The organism is Ralstonia sp. 24A2, assembly GCF_051783885.1.
Taxonomy (GTDB): Bacteria; Pseudomonadota; Gammaproteobacteria; order Burkholderiales; family Burkholderiaceae; genus Ralstonia.
The window spans coordinates 1,527,367-1,545,627 of the sequence record NZ_JBPVZD010000002.1; the positions used below are offsets into that span (position 1 = coordinate 1,527,367).

The 18,261-nt window shown below is 64.1% G+C and carries 20 protein-coding genes; 8 read left to right on the forward strand and 12 right to left on the reverse strand.

The annotated features are described in order from the left end of the window. Positions 1–21 precede the first annotated feature (21 nt). On the reverse strand, positions 22–1,275 hold the full coding sequence (gene kynU, locus ACS13N_RS12085) for a kynureninase (protein ID WP_438931877.1): 1,254 nt from the start codon (positions 1,273–1,275) through the stop codon (positions 22–24). Positions 1,276–1,314: 39 nt separating this feature from the next. Beyond that, on the reverse strand, positions 1,315–1,944 hold the full coding sequence (gene kynB, locus ACS13N_RS12090; RefSeq protein ID WP_438931878.1) for an arylformamidase: 630 nt from the start codon (positions 1,942–1,944) through the stop codon (positions 1,315–1,317). 148 nt (positions 1,945–2,092) lie between these two features. Here kynB and ACS13N_RS12095 point away from each other — a divergent pair, with 148 nt between their 5' ends. Further along, a complete protein-coding gene (locus tag ACS13N_RS12095; RefSeq protein WP_438931879.1) occupies positions 2,093–2,617 on the forward strand; it encodes an Lrp/AsnC family transcriptional regulator in 525 nt (174 codons plus the stop codon). Between the two features lie 73 nt (positions 2,618–2,690). Then, complete coding sequence (locus ACS13N_RS12100) at positions 2,691–2,897, forward strand: DUF3079 domain-containing protein (RefSeq protein ID WP_438931880.1); 207 nt, start codon at positions 2,691–2,693, stop codon at positions 2,895–2,897. A 9-nt stretch (positions 2,898–2,906) separates the two neighbouring features. On the opposite strand, the gene ACS13N_RS12105 is transcribed toward ACS13N_RS12100, so the two are convergent. Then, positions 2,907–3,476, reverse strand: coding sequence for a flavin reductase family protein (locus ACS13N_RS12105; RefSeq protein ID WP_438931881.1), 570 nt, complete (start codon positions 3,474–3,476; stop codon positions 2,907–2,909). Between the two features lie 286 nt (positions 3,477–3,762). Between ACS13N_RS12105 and bla the strand changes: the two genes are divergently transcribed. After that, positions 3,763–4,626, forward strand: coding sequence for a class A beta-lactamase (gene bla / locus ACS13N_RS12110; RefSeq protein WP_438931882.1), 864 nt, complete (start codon positions 3,763–3,765; stop codon positions 4,624–4,626). 67 nt (positions 4,627–4,693) lie between these two features. Continuing rightward, complete coding sequence (gene msrA / locus ACS13N_RS12115; RefSeq protein WP_438931883.1) at positions 4,694–5,260, forward strand: peptide-methionine (S)-S-oxide reductase MsrA; 567 nt, start codon at positions 4,694–4,696, stop codon at positions 5,258–5,260. A gap of 13 nt (positions 5,261–5,273) precedes the next feature. Here msrA and ACS13N_RS12120 read toward each other — a convergent pair whose 3' ends face one another. From ACS13N_RS12120 to pdxH, 3 genes are all read right to left on the reverse strand, one after another. Next, positions 5,274–6,365, reverse strand: a complete 1,092-nt coding sequence (locus ACS13N_RS12120) for a DUF72 domain-containing protein (RefSeq protein WP_438931884.1) — start codon at positions 6,363–6,365, stop codon at positions 5,274–5,276. Positions 6,366–6,369: 4 nt separating this feature from the next. Next, positions 6,370–7,590, reverse strand: coding sequence for a class I SAM-dependent methyltransferase (locus ACS13N_RS12125; protein WP_438931885.1), 1,221 nt, complete (start codon positions 7,588–7,590; stop codon positions 6,370–6,372). Positions 7,591–7,792: 202 nt separating this feature from the next. After that, the gene (gene pdxH, locus ACS13N_RS12130; RefSeq protein WP_438931886.1) at positions 7,793–8,431 is read right to left on the reverse strand and encodes a pyridoxamine 5'-phosphate oxidase; all 639 of its coding nucleotides are present in this window, start codon (positions 8,429–8,431) and stop codon (positions 7,793–7,795) included. A gap of 205 nt (positions 8,432–8,636) precedes the next feature. On the opposite strand from pdxH, the gene ACS13N_RS12135 reads away from it, so the two are divergent. Genes ACS13N_RS12135 through ACS13N_RS12145 form a run of 3 tightly spaced genes read left to right on the forward strand, consistent with a single transcriptional unit; the run spans position 8,637 to position 12,023 of the window. Next, entirely contained in the window at positions 8,637–9,131 is a 495-nt protein-coding gene (locus ACS13N_RS12135) for a sugar dehydrogenase complex small subunit (RefSeq protein WP_438931887.1), read from the forward strand. Then, entirely contained in the window at positions 9,131–10,753 is a 1,623-nt protein-coding gene (locus tag ACS13N_RS12140; protein ID WP_438931888.1) for a GMC family oxidoreductase, read from the forward strand. The genes ACS13N_RS12135 and ACS13N_RS12140 overlap by 1 nt, the downstream gene beginning before the upstream one ends. A 1-nt stretch (position 10,754) precedes the next feature. After that, positions 10,755–12,023, forward strand: a complete 1,269-nt coding sequence (locus ACS13N_RS12145) for a c-type cytochrome (RefSeq protein ID WP_438931889.1) — start codon at positions 10,755–10,757, stop codon at positions 12,021–12,023. Positions 12,024–12,033: 10 nt separating this feature from the next. Here the strand turns inward: ACS13N_RS12145 and ACS13N_RS12150 are convergent, their stop codons facing one another. Beyond that, positions 12,034–14,289: an AsmA family protein gene (locus tag ACS13N_RS12150; protein WP_438931890.1), complete on the reverse strand. Its 2,256-nt coding sequence runs from the start codon at positions 14,287–14,289 to the stop codon at positions 12,034–12,036. Between the two features lie 82 nt (positions 14,290–14,371). Between ACS13N_RS12150 and tcdA the strand changes: the two genes are divergently transcribed. After that, the gene (tcdA, locus tag ACS13N_RS12155) at positions 14,372–15,274 is read left to right on the forward strand and encodes a tRNA cyclic N6-threonylcarbamoyladenosine(37) synthase TcdA (RefSeq protein WP_438931891.1); all 903 of its coding nucleotides are present in this window, start codon (positions 14,372–14,374) and stop codon (positions 15,272–15,274) included. A 7-nt stretch (positions 15,275–15,281) separates the two neighbouring features. Here tcdA and ACS13N_RS12160 read toward each other — a convergent pair whose 3' ends face one another. The 5 genes from ACS13N_RS12160 to trxA form a co-directional block, all read right to left on the reverse strand. Next, positions 15,282–15,605, reverse strand: coding sequence for a thioredoxin family protein (locus ACS13N_RS12160; RefSeq protein ID WP_021195195.1), 324 nt, complete (start codon positions 15,603–15,605; stop codon positions 15,282–15,284). Between the two features lie 187 nt (positions 15,606–15,792). Further along, a complete protein-coding gene (locus tag ACS13N_RS12165; protein WP_438931892.1) occupies positions 15,793–16,125 on the reverse strand; it encodes a thioredoxin family protein in 333 nt (110 codons plus the stop codon). 83 nt (positions 16,126–16,208) lie between these two features. Then, positions 16,209–16,613 (reverse strand): bacteriohemerythrin, encoded by a 405-nt coding sequence (locus tag ACS13N_RS12170; RefSeq protein WP_438931893.1) that lies wholly within the window; start codon positions 16,611–16,613, stop codon positions 16,209–16,211. 94 nt (positions 16,614–16,707) lie between these two features. Then, positions 16,708–17,373 (reverse strand): DsbA family protein, encoded by a 666-nt coding sequence (locus tag ACS13N_RS12175; protein ID WP_438931894.1) that lies wholly within the window; start codon positions 17,371–17,373, stop codon positions 16,708–16,710. A gap of 2 nt (positions 17,374–17,375) precedes the next feature. After that, the gene (gene trxA / locus ACS13N_RS12180; RefSeq protein ID WP_438931895.1) at positions 17,376–18,221 is read right to left on the reverse strand and encodes a thioredoxin; all 846 of its coding nucleotides are present in this window, start codon (positions 18,219–18,221) and stop codon (positions 17,376–17,378) included. Positions 18,222–18,261 lie beyond the last annotated feature (40 nt).

An 18,261-nucleotide genomic window follows, 5' to 3' on the forward strand; every position in this document is an offset into this window, starting at 1 on the left:
GGTTCAATCGGATTCGACATCTCAGGTCACCAGCGTACGTTCGTTGAATTGGGCTGACTGCCACGCGCCGGTTTCCAGCACGTCGCGCAGGATCTCCACCGCATCCCACACATCGGCAAAGCTCGTGTACAGCGGCGTGAAGCCGAAGCGCATGATCTGCGGCTCGCGGTAGTCGCCGATCACGCCGCGCGCGATCAGTGCCTGCACCACGGCATAGCCATTCGGGTGTTCGTAGCTGACGTGGCTGCCGCGCACGGCATGGTCGCGCGGCGTGGCGAGCGTGAGCGGGAAGCCCGCGCAACGCGTTTCCACCAGCGTGATGAAGAGGTCGGTGAGCGCCAAGGATTTGCTGCGTAGCGCAGCCATCGAAGTCTGCGCGAAGATGTCGAGCCCGCATTCGACCATCGCCATCGACGTGATCGGCTGCGTGCCGCACAGGAAGCGGCCGATGCCGGCGTCCGCGTCGTAGCGCGACTCCATCGCGAACGGCCGCGCGTGGCCCCACCAGCCTGACAGCGGCTGCCAGAAGCGCTCGCGCAGAGCCGGCGAGACCCACACGAAGGCCGGCGAACCCGGGCCGCCGTTCAGGTATTTGTACGTGCAGCCGATGGCGTAATCCGCGCCGCCTGCGTGCAGGTCCACAGGCACCGCGCCGGCCGAGTGCGCCAGATCCCAGATCGCCAGCGCGCCGTGCTTGTGCGCCAGCGCGGAGACGGCCGCCATGTCGTACATGTGCCCGCTCTTGTAGTTCACGTGCGTGAGCATGGTGACGGCCACGTCATCACCCAGCGCATCTTCCAGTTCGTCGGGCGAATTGATCAGGCGCAGCTTGTAGCCGTCGCGCAGCAGATCGGCCAGCCCTTCGGCGATGTACAGGTCGGTCGGGAAGTTGTGCGTTTCCGAGACGATGATCTTGCGATTCGGCGCGTCTTCACGCTGCACGCGAATCGCGGCGGCCAGCACCTTGAACAGGTTGATCGACGTGGTGTCGGTGACGACCACTTCGTCTTCACGCGCGCCGATCAGCGGGGCGAGCTTGTTGCCCAGGCGGCGTGGCAGTTCGAACCAGCCAGCCGAATTCCAGCTGCGGATCAGGCCGTCGCCCCATTCATTGGCGACGACTTCCTGCGCGCGGGCCAACGCAGCTTTCGGGCGCGCGCCAAGCGAGTTGCCATCCAGGTAGATCACGCCGTCGGGCAGTGCAAAGGCGTCGCGCAGCGGGGCGATCGGATCGGCCGCGTCGCGTTCGAGACAGGAGTTGCGGGTCAAGGTCATGGTGATGTGGGGGCGATGAATGCGTTGGTGTTCTGTGGATCAGGGCAGACTGCGCAGCACGGCGCGCACCGGGCTCGCATCGAGCGTGGCGAACTTGAGCGGCAGGGCGATCAACTCATAGTCACCGGCGGGTACGGCGTCGAGCACCAGCCCTTCGAGGATGGCGAGGCCATGTTTGCCGACGGCGTGGTGCGCATCCATGGTCTTGGAGGTCTGCGGGTCGAGCGAGGCGGTGTCGACGCCGATCAGCTTGACGCCGTGCGCGGCCAGCAGCTCGATGGTCTCGGGTGCGACAGCGGCGAAGTGGTCGTCCCACGTGGTCTGCGGCATCTGTGCGTACGTGCGCAGCAGCACGCGGGGCGGGGTGTCAGCGAGCGCATCACGCACGTGTTCCGGCTCAACGCGCGCCACGCCTACACAGTGAATGACGCGGCAGGGTCCGAGATAAGCGTCCAGCGGCACTTGCCCGATGGCCGCGCCATCTGCGTGATAGTGCAGCGGCGCATCCGCATGCGCGCCCGTGTGCGGCGACAGCGTGATGCGCCCGACGTTGACCGGGCAATCACCTTCGAGCTTCCACGCAATTTCCTGCGAAAACGGCGTGTCGCCGGGCCAAGTGGGCGTGGTGGTCGAGAGGGCGGGGCTGATGTCCCACAAAGTGCGTTCCAAGGCGGCTCCAGGGCAGAAAACTCGGTGAATCCGTGCCGAAATGATAGGGAAATCCGCGCGCAATGGGTTTGCATATTCGTGCGTGTGATTCAGCTGAATTCGCATAAAATTCAACATATAAACGAAATGACGCAAAGAACGACGACAGATGCAACTCGATACCACCGATCTGCGCATTCTCCAGGTCTTGCAGGAAGATGGCCGCATCAGTAACCAGGATCTGGCCGAGCGCGTGGCGCTGTCGCCGTCGGCCTGCCTGCGGCGCGTGCGGATGCTGGAGGAGGGCGGCGCCATCACCGGCTACCGGGCGCAACTGGGCCGTGCGGCGCTGGGGCTGGAGCTGGAGGCAATCGTGCAGGTGTCGATGCGCCAGGACGTGACTGGCTGGCACGAGACCTTCATGGCCGCCGTGCAGAGCTGGCCCGAGATCGTGGCCGCCTACATCATCACCGGGGATTGCAACTACATCCTGCGCGTGCAGGCGCCTAACCTGCAGCACTACTCGGAGTTCATCATCGAGCGGCTGTACAAGACGCCGGGCGTGATGGACATCCGCTCGAACATCGTCCTGCGCACCATCAAGGAACGCGACGGTGGGTTGGCGCTGTTGATGGAGGCACGCGGTGTCCGCCCGTTGGAGGCCGGGGCAGGCAAACGCGGCAAAGCGAGCTAGTTTCTGACGGGGATCAATCCCCTACGGCCAGCGTGCGCGGATAGTCGACCTGTGTTGTCGACCGGAGCGGGCCATGGCCAAAAAGTTTCCGCTGCATCCTGTGCACCCCGAGCGCATCTGCTGGGGCTGCGACAAGTATTGCTCCACCAACGCATTGGGCTGCGGCAACGGCTCGGGCCGCACGCAGCACCCCGCCGAACTGCTTGGCGATGACTGGTATGCATTCGGCGATTGGGGCATCGAAGCGCAAGCGCCGAGCAAGGCGACGGCTCCCGCGTGATGTGGCGGGCTATTTGCCGATCTGTGTGAGCGACGAGAATTCGCCGCGATGGAACACCAGTGGCGCACCGTCCGGCGCAACCACGCCACAGCGCTCGACTTCGCCAACGAAGATGACGTGGTCGCCCTCGTCGTAGCGGCTGCGGTTATGGCACTCGAACCAGGCCAGTGACTGCGCGAGGATCGGCAGGCCGGTCGGGCTCAGGGTGTAGTCGACGTTGGCAAAGCGGTCGCCCTTGAGGGTGGCGAAGCGCTTGCACAGTTCCAACTGCGCTGCCGACAGGATGTTGATGACGTAGTGCGAACCGCTGTGGAACAGCGGAAACGAATTCGCCTGCGTGCCCAGGCTCCACAGCACCAGCGGCGGGTCCAGCGACACCGAGTTGAACGAGCTGGCCGTCACACCGACGAACGCCGGCTGACCCGGGCCGCCCTCCGAGCGCGTGGTGACAACCGTCACACCCGTCGCAAATTGGGACAGCGCGTGCCGGAAATGGGCTGCGTCGAAATCAGGCGGGGCGGCGCTGCCATGCGCCGCCGAAGGCTCGCGCGCGGACGACGCGCTGTCGCGCGCATCCATGGGAATGGCTCCGTGGTGGTCCATGCAAACTACCGAAAGTAATGCTCAATTGTAACGGACGTCCGATAGGCCGCCGGTAGGTAGGGCTTTGCGTGATGCAAAGTGCACATGTCAGGAAGTGCGTGCTCCGCCGACCAATGGCATCGTGTGCTCCCAAAGAAAAGCGGCTCTGATATCCATGCGTTACATTTTTGACGCAGCGCTTCGGCAAGCCCGGTGTCAAACGGTAACGGCCGCCGTAAAGCACGCTCGGGCGTCTTTCAATGGATTTCAAATCGTTGCACTGATGATTGCTAAGACAAATAAGTTCTTCACCCTGATGGCTGGCATGCTGGCCGCGAGTTTCAACGCGCATGCATTCAACGCGCAGTGGTTGCTGCAGGCTGCCAAATCCGAAGAGGCCAGTCTCAAGGCCAGAATTGGTATCGCCGTAATCGACAAGGAGTCTGGTTACATCTGGAACTACCGAGGCGATGAGGCTTTCCCGATCAACAGCACGCACAAGGCCTACCTCTGTGCCGCCCTGCTTGAAAAGGTCGATCAAAGGAAGCTTGGGCTCAGTGATATCACCGCAATTTCCAAGAGCGATCTGGTGACCTACTCCCCGATTACAGAGAAACTGCAGTCGGCCACCAATGCTCAGCTGTGTGAAGCCGCCGTGAGCTACAGCGACAACACGGCAGCCAACAAGGTGCTGGAGAAGATTGGCGGTGTGCAGGGCTTCAACGGGTTCATGCGATCGATTGGCGACAAGGCAACGCGTCTGGATCGCAAGGAGCCCGAGCTCAATGAGGGGACGCCAGGGGACCTTCGCGATACCACGACGCCGATAGCGGCCGTCAACAGCTTGAACCAGATTTTCTTTAGCGACGGCCTGTCCAAAAACGCAAAGGCTGAACTGAAGCTCTGGATGCGCAACGACAAAGTCGCCGATGATCTGCTGAGGAAAGCGCTGCCGCCCCAATGGGAAATCGCCGACAAAACCGGGGCGGGTGGTTATGGATCGCGCTCGATTGTGGCGGTTGTCTATCCCGAGGGGAAAAAGCCGCTGCTGGTTTCCATCTACATCACCGATACGAAGGCGACCATCGGACAGAGCAATGCGGCCATTGCGAGGATGGGATCCATTCTGTTCAAGAGCATGCAGTAGATAAGAGGCTAACCCTTGTGGCCGGCCTTTCTGTCCAAAAATTGGAAGCAGATTCAGGAGAGAAACCTTGGAAAACCAACAAGACCGTCAACTTGAAACCGCTGTGTTGGGCGGAGGCTGCTTCTGGTGCCTGGAAGCCGTGTTTCAGCAGGTGCAGGGTGTGCGCAGCGTGGTGTCCGGCTATGCCGGCGGCCATGTCGACTACCCAAGCTACCGCGCTGTTTGCAACGGCAACACGGGCCATGCCGAAGTGGTTGCCGTGCAATTCGACCCGGCCGTGATTCCGTACCGCGAGATCCTCGACATCTTCTTCGCCATCCATGACCCGACCACGCCGGATCGGCAAGGCAACGATGTCGGCCCGCAGTACCGCTCGGCCATCTTTGCGCAATCGCCCGAGCAGTTGGCGACGGCGCGCAAGGCCATTGACGAGATCGGCGCCAGCGACATCTTCGAAGCGCCCATCGTGACGGAACTGGTGGATGCTGCCGATGGCAAGGTGACCTTCTGGCGTGCGGAGGAAGAGCACCAGAACTACTTCCGAGACCACCCGGCGCAAGGCTATTGCGCGTTCGTCATATCGCCCAAGGTGGCGAAGTTCCGCAAGCAGTTCGCACACCGCTTGCAAGGGTAAGGCAGGGCCGGGGCTACGTTGCGTCCGCCGACAGGCGCGCGGCGATGGCCTCGGCCAGCTTGATGCACGACAGCGGCGACGAGCCCTCGGCCTTGTTGCTGACCAGGATCGTTACCTTGCGTCCGGCCGCCAGTGCGGCCACTGCCATGTCGGCCAGCGTCTCGCGCGAGAACGGGTCTTCGTCGACGAGCTTGTCGAACGGTTTGTAAGCCGCCTCGGCTTGCGCGTAGCGATAGCGGCTGTTCAGGTTCCAGCGCACCACGAGCGGGCCGCCCGCGCCTTCATCCAGCAGTGCAACGGCGGCGGCCTGCCGATCGGCCGCGGGCATCCGTTCATGCAGGCCAACGCAGTAACGCACGCCGGCTGCGCGCAGCATCTTGATGAAGCGTGGCGTGAGCAGCGTTGCATCGCGCAATTCCACTGCATAGATCGCATCCGGATTGAGTTGCGGATCAAGCGGCGGCAGCACGGCCAGGAACGCTTCGAGCCGCTCCACGAAACCGGTGGCATCTTCGGCCAGCGCGCCCAGTGGCGAAAGCTGGAACACCAGTGGCCCGCACCGCATGCCGAGCCCACGCGCGGCCGGATCGACAAAATCACGCACCGCGAATTCCGCATTCAGGAAGGCCGGGTTGGCCATGCGGCCGCGCCCGTCCAGCTCTCGGATCCACGCATCGCACACCGCCGCGGGCGCTTTGATGGCGAAGCGGAAATCCTCCGGCACGCTGGCCGCGTAGGCCACGTAATCCGCCAGCGGAATCGGCGCATAGAAGCCGCGATCAATGCTGACCGTGCGCAGCAGTGGGTGCTGCGCGTAGGCCGCCAGTCCCTTGCGCGCGAGCATCGAATCGGAATACTCGCCCGCATACACCAGCCCATCCCACCCTGGATACGACCACGACGACGTGCCGATGCGCAGCCCGCGCGGCAGGCGCTGCGCGAGCGCAGCCACCTCGGGCGCAACCGCGGCTGGCTGCACGCCCAGACGGGTAGGCGAGCGCTTGGGTTTGGAAGCGGGTTTGGCCGATTCGGCCGCCGCAGCGTTGTCTTGCGGCGCGCCGAACAGATCGTCGATGGGTGCGGGGTTGGGTGAACGGGCAGTCAAATGGTCACGCGTAGATATAGCGGCGCGACCACGGGATCGACGTCGCCGACTGGCCGGCCTTCTGCAGCACGGTCTGGAAGATCGAGATCTCGTCGGCGTCGAAGGCGTGTGCGCAGCCGGCCAGATAGACACGCCAGATGCGGTACTTCTTCTCGCCCACCATCGCGCGGATGGTGTCACCGTTGGTCTCGAAGCGCTCGGCCCAGTGCTCAAGCGTGCGCGCATAGTGGCGGCGCAGGCTTTCAACGTCAAGCGCTTCCAGGCCGCCATCCTGTGCGGCAGAGAGCGCCAGTGAGATATGCGGCAGCTCACCTTGCGGGAAGACGTAGCGGTCGATGAAATCGCCGCCGCCCATTGAGCTCTCGCCGCCGTCTGGGTCGGACGAGGTGATGCCGTGGTTCATGGCGACGCCGCCGTCGGCCAGCAGATCGTGCATGCGGCGGAAGTAGCCCGGCAGGTTCTTGCGCCCGACGTGTTCGAACATGCCGACGCTGGTGATGCGGTCGAACTGGCCGGTGAGGTCGCGGTAGTCCTGGATGCGGATTTCGATCTGGTCCCGCAGCCCGGCGGCGCGCACGCGCTCGGTAGCGAGGTCGTACTGGTTCTGCGACAGCGTCACGCCCAGGCAGCGTGCGCCGTACTTCTGCGCCGCACGCAGCACCAGCGCACCCCAGCCGCAGCCGATGTCGAGCAGTGTCTGCCCAGGCTGCAGGCGAATCTTGGTGAGGATGTGGTCGATCTTCTTGAGCTGCGCTTCATCGAGCGTTTCGTCGCCGTTCTCGAAGTAGGCGCAGGAGTAGACCATGTTCCGGTCCAGCCACAGCTTGTAGAAGTCGTTGGAGACGTCGTAGTGGTACTGGATCGATTCCTTGTCGCCTTCCTTCGTGTGCGCGAAGTGGCGTACCACGCGGGCCAGCGCGTTGCCGCTCTTGGCTGCAGCTGCGGTGGCCAGGCCGTAGCTCACGTTGATGATGTCGGCCAGCTTGCCCTCCAGGTCGATCTTCTCCTGGACGTAGGCCTCACCTAGGTTGTTGAGCGTGGGGGACAGCAGCAGCGGCAAGGCGCTGGCTTCGCGCACAGTGAGCGTGACACGCGGTTGGTCGAAGCGGCCGAGTTCGTACTGGTCGCCGTTCCATAGGCGCAGGCGCACCGGGAGGTTGGCGGAGTCGCGGATCTCCTTGATCCACTGCTCGAGCTTACGGTCAATCGCCTGTTGGAAAAACATGTCGACGCCTCCCAGATGTGCACAAGATCGGGGCAGCCGTCATCGGATTGCCGCCCGAACGCATCACATTAGCTTACGACAAAGATTCCCATTGTGCTGTGCGGGTCTTATGCGTGGCGGATAGCTTCTCTCACGTGGCAGCAAGCGCCGTGCCGGGATGACGCAATGCGCAATAGACCATTGCGCTGGCGACCTCACCCCATCAGGGGGCGAGGCGGGCGATCTTCCAGGTGCCGTCGGCTTGCTTGCGATATTCCAGCCGGTCGTGCAGGCGTGACGGGCGGCCCTGCCAGAACTCCAGGCACTCGGGCAGCAGGCGATAACCGCCCCAGTGCGGCGGGCGCGGCGGGTTAGCGCCAAAGCGCTGGCTGTATTCGGCCTCGCGCGCTTCCAGCGTGGCGCGGTCGGGCACCTCGCTGCTCTGCTCCGATGCCCAGGCGCCCAGGCGCGAGCCCAGCGGGCGCGAGTGGTAGTAGGCATCGCTCTCGGCTTCCGACACTTTTTCGACGGTGCCCTGAATGCGCACCTGACGCTCCAGCCCGATCCAGTGAAACAGCAATGCCGCATGCGGGTTGGCGGCCAACTCCTCACCCTTGTGGCTGGCGTAGTTGGTGAAGAAGGTGAAGCCGCGCTCGTCCAGGTTCTTGAGCAGGACGATGCGGGCCGACGGCTGGCCATGCGGGTCGACCGTGGCGAGCGTCATAGCGTTGACCTCGGCCACCTCGGCCTTGAGCGCCTCGTCAAACCAGCGGCGGAATTGGTGCAGGGGGTTGGCATCGACGTCGGCGATGTCGAGCGAGGCGCGGGCGTATTCGGTGCGGATATCAGCGATGGAGGTCATGGTGCAAGAGGAAGCGGCATGCGAACGGGCCGAGTATAGACAAACGCGGCCGACCGCCATTTGCGCATACGCAAGGGTGCCTGGCACGGTTCGCGCTTGTGCCGGGGTTCTGGCGATCTGCGGAACGCCGCCTATATTGGCAATTCGGGCCGCGCGGCAGCACGCTCGCCTGATTCCCCCGCAAAAGTTGCAAGAGGATGTCGAAATGGCCACCCATGCTCCTTCCCCTGAACCCTCAGATGCGCCTTTCGGGTTGACGCGCCGCCAGTGGTTGCAGGGCACGCTGGCTGTTGCGACTGCGGGGCTGGTCGGCTCGCAGGTGCTGCGTGCGGTGGCGCAGGCGCCCGGTGAACCGCTGGATGCGTTCATGGCGTTGTCACAGGCGCTGACCGCTCGGTCGACGCTGGACCGTGCCGTTGGCACGCGGTTGCTGGCTGCGCTGGGCAAGCCAGGCAGCGACTTTGTCGCGCAGTTGCGGCCGCTGGCGCAATCGCTGGCGGCCGGTGCGCTGTCCGAGGCGCAGCAGAAGATCGCGTTGCGCATTCTGGAGGCATGGTACCTGGGCGTGGTCGACGGCAACGTCGTCACATACGAGCAGGCGCTGATGTACAGCGTGGTGTCCGACACGCTGGTCATCCGCACGTACTGCCCCAACCAGCCCGGCTTCTGGGCCGAGCCCCCTGTCGAGAGGCAAGCCTGATGGCTGATACCCAACAAGCCGCTCAACAGGCGGACATCGTGGTGGTGGGCTCCGGCGTGGCCGGCGCGCTGGTGGCATACGAACTGGCGCGCGCAGGCAAGTCGGTACTGATGCTCGAAGCCGGCCCGCGCCTGCCGCGCTGGGAGATCGTCGAGCGCTTCCGCAATCAGGCCGACAAGATGGATTTCATGGCGCCGTATCCATCCACATCGTGGGCGCCGCATCCGGAATACGGCCCGCCCAACAACTACCTGATCCTCAAGGGTGAGCACAAATTCAACTCGCAATACATCCGTGCGGTGGGCGGCACGACATGGCACTGGGCGGCGTCTGCCTGGCGCTTCATGCCGAACGATTTCAAGTTGCGCAGCGTGTACGGCATCGCGCGCGATTGGCCCTTGCAGTACAGCGATCTGGAGCGCTACTACGGTCGCGCTGAAGAAGCCCTGGGCGTATGGGGCCCGAACGACGAGGAGCTTGGCTCCCCGCGCAGCCAGCCGTATCCGATGACGCCGCTGCCGCTGTCGTTCAACGAGCGCACCATCAAGGAAGCGCTCAACGGGTACGACCCGGACTTCCACGTGGTGACCGAGCCGGTGGCGCGCAACAGCCGCCCCTACGATGGCCGACCGACCTGCTGCGGTAACAACAACTGCATGCCGATCTGCCCGATTGGCGCGATGTACAACGGCATCTTCCATGTGGAGAAAGCCGAGCAGGCCGGCGCACGCGTGATCGAGAACGCCGTGGTCTTCAAGCTGGAGGTGGGCGCCAACAAACGTATCGTCGCCGCGCGCTACAAGGATGCGAAGGGTGCCGAGCACCGCGTGGAAGGCAAGTGGTTCGTGCTGGCCGCCAACGGTATTGAAACGCCCAAGCTGATGTTGATGTCGACCAGCCAGGACTTCCCCAAGGGTGTGGGCAACAGCTCCGACATGGTGGGCCGCAACCTGATGGACCACCCCGGTACCGGCGTGAGCTTCTATGCCGACCGCAAGCTGTGGCCGGGGCGCGGGCCGCAGGAGATGACTTCGCTGATCGGCTTTCGCGATGGGCCGTTCCGCGCCACGCAGGCGGGCAAGAAACTGCACCTGTCGAACATCTCGCGCATCGAGCAGGAGACGCAGCGCATCTTCAAGGAGGGCAAGCTCATCAAGCCCGCCGAACTGGATGCGCGCATTCGCGATCAGGCCGCGCGCTTCGTGGAGTTCGACAGCTTTCACGAGATCCTGCCGCTGCCCGAGAACCGCATCGTGCCGAGCACCACCGAGGTGGACGCCATCGGTATTCCGCGCCCCGAGATCACGTACCGCATCGACGATTACGTCAAACGCAGCGCCGTGCATACGCGCCAGGTGTACGCCACGGCCGCCAAGGTGCTGGGCGGCACCGACGTGCAATTCAATGATGAGTTCGCGCCCAACAACCACATCACCGGCGCAACCATCATGGGGGCCGACCCGAAGGACGCCGTGGTCGACAAGGACTGCCGCACCTTCGACCACCCGAACCTGTTCATCAGCAGCAGTTCCACCATGCCGACGGTGGGCACCGTCAACGTGACGCTGACCATCGCCGCACTGGCGCTGCGCATTGCCGATCAACTGAAGAAGGAGGCGTGAGATGAAAACGATCGCCTTTTTCCCGTTGCTCGCCAGCCTGGCGACTGTCGCTTCCGCCAAGGACACACCGGCCGACACCGCGCAGATCAAGCGCGGCGAATACCTCGCCATTGCCGCCGACTGCGCAGCCTGCCACACCGCACCGGGCGGCAAGCCCTTTGCCGGCGGCTTGCCCATGCCGATCCCGATGCTGGGCACGATCTACACCAGCAACATCACGCCCGATGAGAAGACCGGGATCGGCAAATGGAGCTATGAAGATTTCGAGCGCGCCGTGCGCAAGGGCGTGGACGACGACGGCGATAACCTCTATCCGGCCATGCCGTATCCGTCGTACGCGAAGATCAACGACGCGGACATGCGGGATCTCTATGCGTACTTCCGCTACGGCGTGACTGCGGTGCAGAACGATCCGCCGCCCAGCACCATCCGCTGGCCGCTGAATATGCGCTGGCCACTCAAGCTGTGGAACCTCGTTTTCCTCAAGAGCGAGCCGTACGTCCCCAGGGGCGACAAGACGCCCACGTGGAACCGCGGTGCCTACCTGATGCAGGGCCTCGCGCATTGCGGCACATGCCACACGCCGCGCGGTTTCGCCATGCAGGAGAAGGCGATGGACGAGCGGGGCAAGGGTTACCTTGCTGGCTCCACGCTGGCGGGCTGGACGGCGTTCAACATCACGTCCGACCCGGTCAGCGGCATTGGTGCGTGGAAACCCGAGCAGGTTGTGCAGTACCTGCGCACCGGCAGCGTGCCGGGCGTGGCGCAGGCAGCGGGGCCGATGGGCGAGGCGGTGCAACACAGCTTCTCGCGCATGACTGAACGCGACATCCTGGCCATGGCGGAGTACCTTCGCACCGTGCCGGCCGCCAGCAACAACCTGGAGCGCGCGCGGCAGGACTGGGGCAAGCCCGCCACCGATGTGACCGCGTTGCGCGGCAAGCCGATCGAAACCACCATCGACGCCGCACGCCTGTATCTCGGCAACTGCGCCACCTGCCACCAGGCCGATGGGCGTGGCACGCCCGACGGCTACTATCCGCCGTTGCTGCACAACTCCACGGTGGGGGCGCGTGATTCGGGCAACCTGGTGCAGGTGATCTTGCACGGCATCGAGCGCAAGGCCGGGGACCGGCACATCGGTATGCCTGCGTTCGGGCGCGAGCTGTCGGACGCGCAACTCGCCGCGCTGACGAACTACGTGACGCGGCAGTTTGGCGATCCGGCCACGCCGCAGATGACGGCAGAGGGGATTGCCAAGCGACGCTGAGCCAGCGGAATCAGCCGCCGCTCGTCATCGGGTCACGCGTGGGCGGCGTGCTCGGGCGCGGGGCCGGCTGTGCCGATTTCAGATCGCCCTCAGGCGTGCGCCCCGGGTTCTTGCTGCGGTAGGTCTTGCCGGGCGGCGGGGCCGTGGGGCGCTGGCGTACGTCCGCCAGCAGCTTGCCGCAGGGGCTCTCAGGCGCGGGCTTGAGTTCCAGCACCGGCAGCACTGCAGCGATTGGCGCAGCAAACGCCAGCGCTACTGCGCCACCCGCACGCAGCGCCACCACCGCTGGGTTGACCGACACATCCGGATGCTTGTACGTGCCCTTCACGTACAGCGGCGTGCGCAGCGAAAACACGCGCAACCCCTTCGAGTCCGGATGGATGGTGAAGTCCAGTGCCTCCTGCTTGAAGCTGGTCGCGCCGGTCACGTCGATCACGGCATCCTGCGTGTCCACCACAAAGGTACGTGCCTGCGCCAAACCGTTGCTCACCGCAAAATCGCCGGCTGCGCAGTTGATGGTGACCTGCTTGTCGCCAAAGAGCTTGGTGAGGATCACGTTCCCCACGTTCAGTCCCATCGCTTCGAGGATGAACTTGCTGATGGTGCCTTGTTCCACGAGCACCTTCATCTCACCGTTGGACGAGCCGAGCAGCGTGGCAACCGAGTTGCCGGTGGCGGACAGGCGCGCGTCGCCGTTGATCTCGCCCACGCTGGCGCGCATGGAATCGATCTTCGGGAACAGCTGCTTGATCTTGAAGTGCCGCGCCGCCAGTGCCGCGCGCGCCTGCATCGGCGTGGCGTGACCATCGAGCTGGATGTTGGAGGTGAGCGTGCCGCCCGCAATGCCGAAGTTGAGCGGGTCGAGCGTAAGCACCGCGTCCTGCAGCTTGACGTGCGTGACGAGGTGGTCGATCGGCAGGTCGGTGCTGTGCACGATGCGCTCGCCGGCGAACTTCACGTCGGCGTCGATGGCGTTCCAGCGATCGGTGCGGAAGGGCTCGACCGGCAGAACCTTGTCGGAGGGCTGGCGGATGGTCTTGCTGTCGCCCGGCTCTGCGCTAGGGTCGGCGCGTTTGGCTTTGCTGGCATTGGAGTCAGCACCGATGATCGGGGCCAGGTCAGCAAACAGCAGTTGGTGCGAGACCAGCTCACCGGTCAGTTGCGGGCGCGGCTCGCGCATGGCGAAGGTGAGCGTGCCGCCCAGATCCGAACCACCCACGCGGCCAGTGAATTTTTCGTAGCGCCAGCTCGAACCTTGCTTGCGCAACTCGCCGACCAGGCGGCCACGCGTGTCGAACGGCGGCGTGTCGGGCAGCACCACGCCCGTGAGCGGATACAACTGCGCCATGCTCGCGCCCGATAGATGCAAGCGCAGATCCAACGCTGTGATACTGGCCGGGTTGGTGAGTGTGCCCGCCAGATCGATGCGCGTCTTGCCGACGGTCACGTCGGCCTGCAGTGGGTAGGGGCGCTTGGCATCCTGCAGGCGCAACACGCCACCGGCCTTGCCGCTGCCGTTGATAGCGGCGTTGTTATACGTGCCCTTGACCGTCCAGGAGATGCCGTAGGGTTGCTGTGGATCGGGCGTAACGGGCGCATTGGCAGCCGTACCTGAGGCGGCCGCGCCCGAGGCCGTCGGCACCATCGCTGGTTGCTCGCTGCCCTGGATGGCCGTGCCATTGGCAGCGGTGTACAGCGCCTGGTTGTCGATCGTGTCGATGGTGGCGGCCAGGTGGATGCGCTTGATGTCGTCGTCCAGCGCCAGCGCGCCCTTGCTGAAGGCAATTTCGCGCAGCTCCAGCTTCCAGTCGGACGGTTTCTTGTCGCCGCCGGCGAGGTCGAATGTCCAGTTGTTGCGGTTCTGCTTGTCGCGCTCCAGTGCAATAGCCGGCGTATCGAGTGTCACGCTCGGGATGACGATGCGGTGCGCCAGCAGCGGCAGGGCTTCCAGCACGAACGTAAGTTGGTGGATGGTCGCCACGTGCGGCTGCTTGGTCCAATCCGGATTGCCGACGGTGATGTCATTGGCGATCAGCCGTGGCCAGGGCACATAGGCGCGCCAGCCCGTTTCGCCTTCGGGCTTCTTCCAGGTCAGCATCAGGTCGCCGTTGATGGCGAACGCGCGGCCGATGGCTTGCGAGACGTGGTCGTTCAGGTACGGCTTGGCGCGGTTCCAGTCGAACGTCAGCACAAAGATGACCGCCGTGGCCACGATGACAACGGGCGAGATGACCAGTCCGAGGGCGAGCTTGCCTGAGGTTCGCATGGGTTTTCTATTCGTTTGGCACGTAAAAATCCGACTCGCCGCATTGATATATAGTTCGGCGCAGTTCCGATTCAATTGTGTCATGAGCCAAGTAGCAATCAGCGCGCCCGCGCACCCGCCCATCCTCGACGACGAATATGCACGCCGGTTTGGCGGCGTTGCGCGCCTGTACGGACCGAACGCGTTAGAGCGCTTTGCGGCTGCACACGTGTGCGTGATCGGCATCGGCGGTGTCGGTTCGTGGGTGGCGGAAGCGTTGGCGCGCTGCGGTGTCGGCAAGCTCACGCTGATCGATCTCGACCACATCGCCGTCTCCAACACCAACCGCCAGATCCACGCGTTGGGCGACGCCTATGGTATGGCCAAGGTGGACGCCATGGCCGAGCGCATCCTGCAGATCAATCCACGTGCCGAAATCAGCCGCATCGACGATTTCGTTACCGTGGAAAACGTCGAGGCATTGCTCGGCCACCCGTTCGACTACGTGATCGACGCCATCGACGCGGTGAAGGTGAAGACGGCCATCCTCGCGTTTTGCCAGCGCACCGGCAAACGTGTGGTGACCTGCGGTGCTGCAGGCGGGCAGCTCGACCCGACGCGCATCCGCGTGACGGATCTCACGCGCACGATTCAGGACCCGCTGCTTGCCAAGGTACGCGGCAACCTGCGTCGCCAGCACGGTTTCTCGAAAAACCCAAAGACGCGTTTCGGTATCGATGCGGTGTTCTCGGATGAGCCGCTGCGCTATCCGGAGCCCGAGCAGCAGGCCTGTGCTGTTGAGTTGCCGGTTGAATCGATCCACGCCGGCATTGACGATCTGGCAGCGGCAGGGGAGATCGAAGTCGTCAACGCCCCGCCCGCGCCGCAGCCGTCGCAAGGCCCGCAAGGGCTGGCTTGCGCGGGCTTTGGCTCGTCGGTGTGCGTGACGGCAGTGTTCGGGATGGTGGCGGCGTCGACCGCCTTGCGAGCGATCGCGGCCGTCTGACAGGGGGCTAGTGGGGCAGGAGCTGGTCCAGCTTTTCCTGGATCTGGTCAGCGTAGCGCCCCGACCATTCGCTACTCGGCTGGCTGTTGGCGAACAGCACGAAGGCCGGCATGACCGATACGCCGTACTTGGCTGCGGTGCCTTCGTTTTCGTCAAAGTCCATGGTGACGAACGTGGCGCGCCCGGCGTAGCTCGACTCCATCTTCTCCAGGCTGGCCACCGCACACTGGCTGGGGTGGCTCCACTCTGCGGCAAAGCATACGACCACGGGCTTGCTTTGCGAGGCGTCGATCACGTCTGACTGAAACGAAGCATCGTTGACGATCTTCATGGGCGCTCCTTGGGCGAAGTGGACGCCCGCGCAATGAAGGCCTGCGGGCAGGGCCACTCTGACTGTAGGCAGGTCAGCGGCGATCAACAACCCGAACGCAATCGACGTGCATGATGTTGCCCATCGGAGTCAGGGGCGCCATCGTCATGCGGTCCGTGACGATGGCCTAATGAATAGCCTGCGAGATTTACCCTAGCGCATACGGCTTCAGTAGATCACTAACAAGCTTGTCGCTATTCGCCCCAGAAAAAGTCCCCTTCTGCTCCTTGCCGTCGATGAACATCATGAACGTTGGCAGGCTGTTAACGTCCACGCTGGCAGCGGCTTGTTCAGCTCCGTCGACGTCAACCGCTACAAATGTGACGCGGTTCTTGTAACTTGCTTCGAGCTCGTCGAGCTTGGGCTTGATCGCTCTCCACGGGCCACACCATGTCGTCATGAAGGACACAAGCACAGGTTGGCCTTTGGGGGCTTTGATGACCTGGGTTTGAAAGACGGCGTCATCGTCAATCGTTTCCATGCGGGCTCCTCGCTAGAAGTTGGGGGCCTGTGCGAAGACTGCCGCGCAAGCTGCTCTGACTCTAGGCGGGGAAAAATCCGGGCTCAAACCACGGCTGCACTTTTACCCATTTGAGTTAAGTACGTCGTCATCATGCGGTCCATCACGTCCACGTGCTGGGCAAACCACTCGGGCAGTTCCGCCACCAGACGGCGCCCCAGTTCCATCTCGCCTGCTGCAGCGCGCTTGCGCACTTCACGGCACAGCGCCAGCACGTTGTCGTGCTCGCCGCGATGGCAGTGGCGCGGGGGAAACTCTGCCGCGTCCATCCACGCGTTTTCCTCGCCGAAGTGGATTTCGGTATGTGCGATGAAGGCATCGAGTGCGGCGATGAAGTCGGCGTCCGACGCGTCAGCCACGGTGTTGAGCAGCGCGCAGAACTCGGCGTGGTTGGCGTCGGTGGCGGCGTCTCCAAGCTGGAGCGCCTCAGACCATTCGATCACGGGCATGGCGGATGAATGTGCAGGATGGACAAGGCCGTCAGCTTACGCGACGGCCTTGGTGCTCTGGTTTGACGCCGGGCAAATCGCTGGGTCGGACTGGCTATTCGGCATCCGCTGCGGGATGCTGCTGCATCACTTCCACCGCCCGTGCATACAGCGCCACCGATGGCGCGTAGCCGCGCCCGATCTGGTACAGCGTGCCGTTCTGTTCGGTCAGCAGGCTGGGGAAGCCATTGATGCCCCAGCGGCGCGAGAGGCGGAAGTCTTCGCGCGTTTCGTCGCGCAGCGTTTCCGTGTCGAACACGGCGTCGAAGTGTGCGGCGTCGATACCGTTGGCGATGGCGACCTCGCGCAGCACGTCGGCCTGCGTCGTGTCGCGCCCCTCGGCATAGAAGGCATGCTGCACGGCGTGGAAGAGGGTGAGCACGCGCTCGTCGTCTTCGCCCCACTGTTCGCGTGCCATGACGACGGCGCGGCAGGCGGGCTCGGTGTCGTAGACGAAGCCATCTCGGCGCATGGCCACGTCGGGCGACTGGTCGAATGGCATGCCGCTGCGTTCGGCCACGGCATGCCAGTGGTGGAGGATTTCGTCGCGCTTGTCAGCGGCCATGGGTTCGCGTTGCCCGGGGCGCAGACCGCCGGTGATGAGCGTGACCGGCACCGGTGCGGCAAGCAGGTCGCCCAGCCGCTTGCGCAGATCGGCAAGCTGCGGGCCAAAGCCGTAGCACCACGAGCACATCGGGTCGGCAACGTAGATGAGTCGCATGGTCAGTTCAGTTTGGAGGCCAGTTGGCGGCGCCAGTGCGATACCGCCTGCGGCGCGTCGCGCATCATGTCGAACACCGACACCATGGTCTTGCGCGCAACGTCGTCGCGGAAGGTGCGGTCGCGCTCGACAATGGCGATCAGTTGTTCAAGCGCGGCTTCATAGTGTTGCTGCGCGATGTACTGCTCGGCAAGATCCAGGCGGGCCTGCAGGTTGTTCGGTTCGTTCTCGATGCGCGCCTGTAGGGCGTTGGTATCGGGCAGCGCGTCGGCGCGTTCAGTGGCCTTCAGGCGCGTTTGCAGCGGGCCAAAATGCGCATCCTGCGGCGCCTTGGGCGAGAGCAGCGCGAATTCGTCCTGCGCTGCGCGCGCGTCACCGCTGTCCAGCAGCAAGTTCACCAGTTCGAAGCGTGCCGCGTCGAAGCCGGGGTCGAACGCCAACGCGTTCTGGAACGCCTCGCGCGCATGGGCGATCTCGCCGGCTTGGCGCGCGGCCAGCCCTTCACGGTAGGCCACGTCGGCCGGCTGTGGGATCACGCGGTCGAGGAACGCGCGCAATTGCCCCTCGGGCAGCACGCCGACAAACTGGTCGACCGGCTTGCCATCCACAAAGGCCACCGCGTACGGGATGCTGCGCACGTTGAACTGCGCCGACAGCTCGGGGTTGTCGTCCGAATTGACCTTGGCGAGCTTCCATTTGCCGCCGTATTCGGCTTCGAGCTTTTCCAGCATCGGGCCCAGCGTGCGGCAAGGCCCGCACCACGGCGCCCAGAAATCAACCAGTACTGGAACTTGGCGAGACGTTTCGATCACTTCTAGCGCGAAACTCTGCGAGGTGACGTCGCTCATCGACGGGATTCTCCTGGGAAAAGTGCGGCCGGCAGCGGTT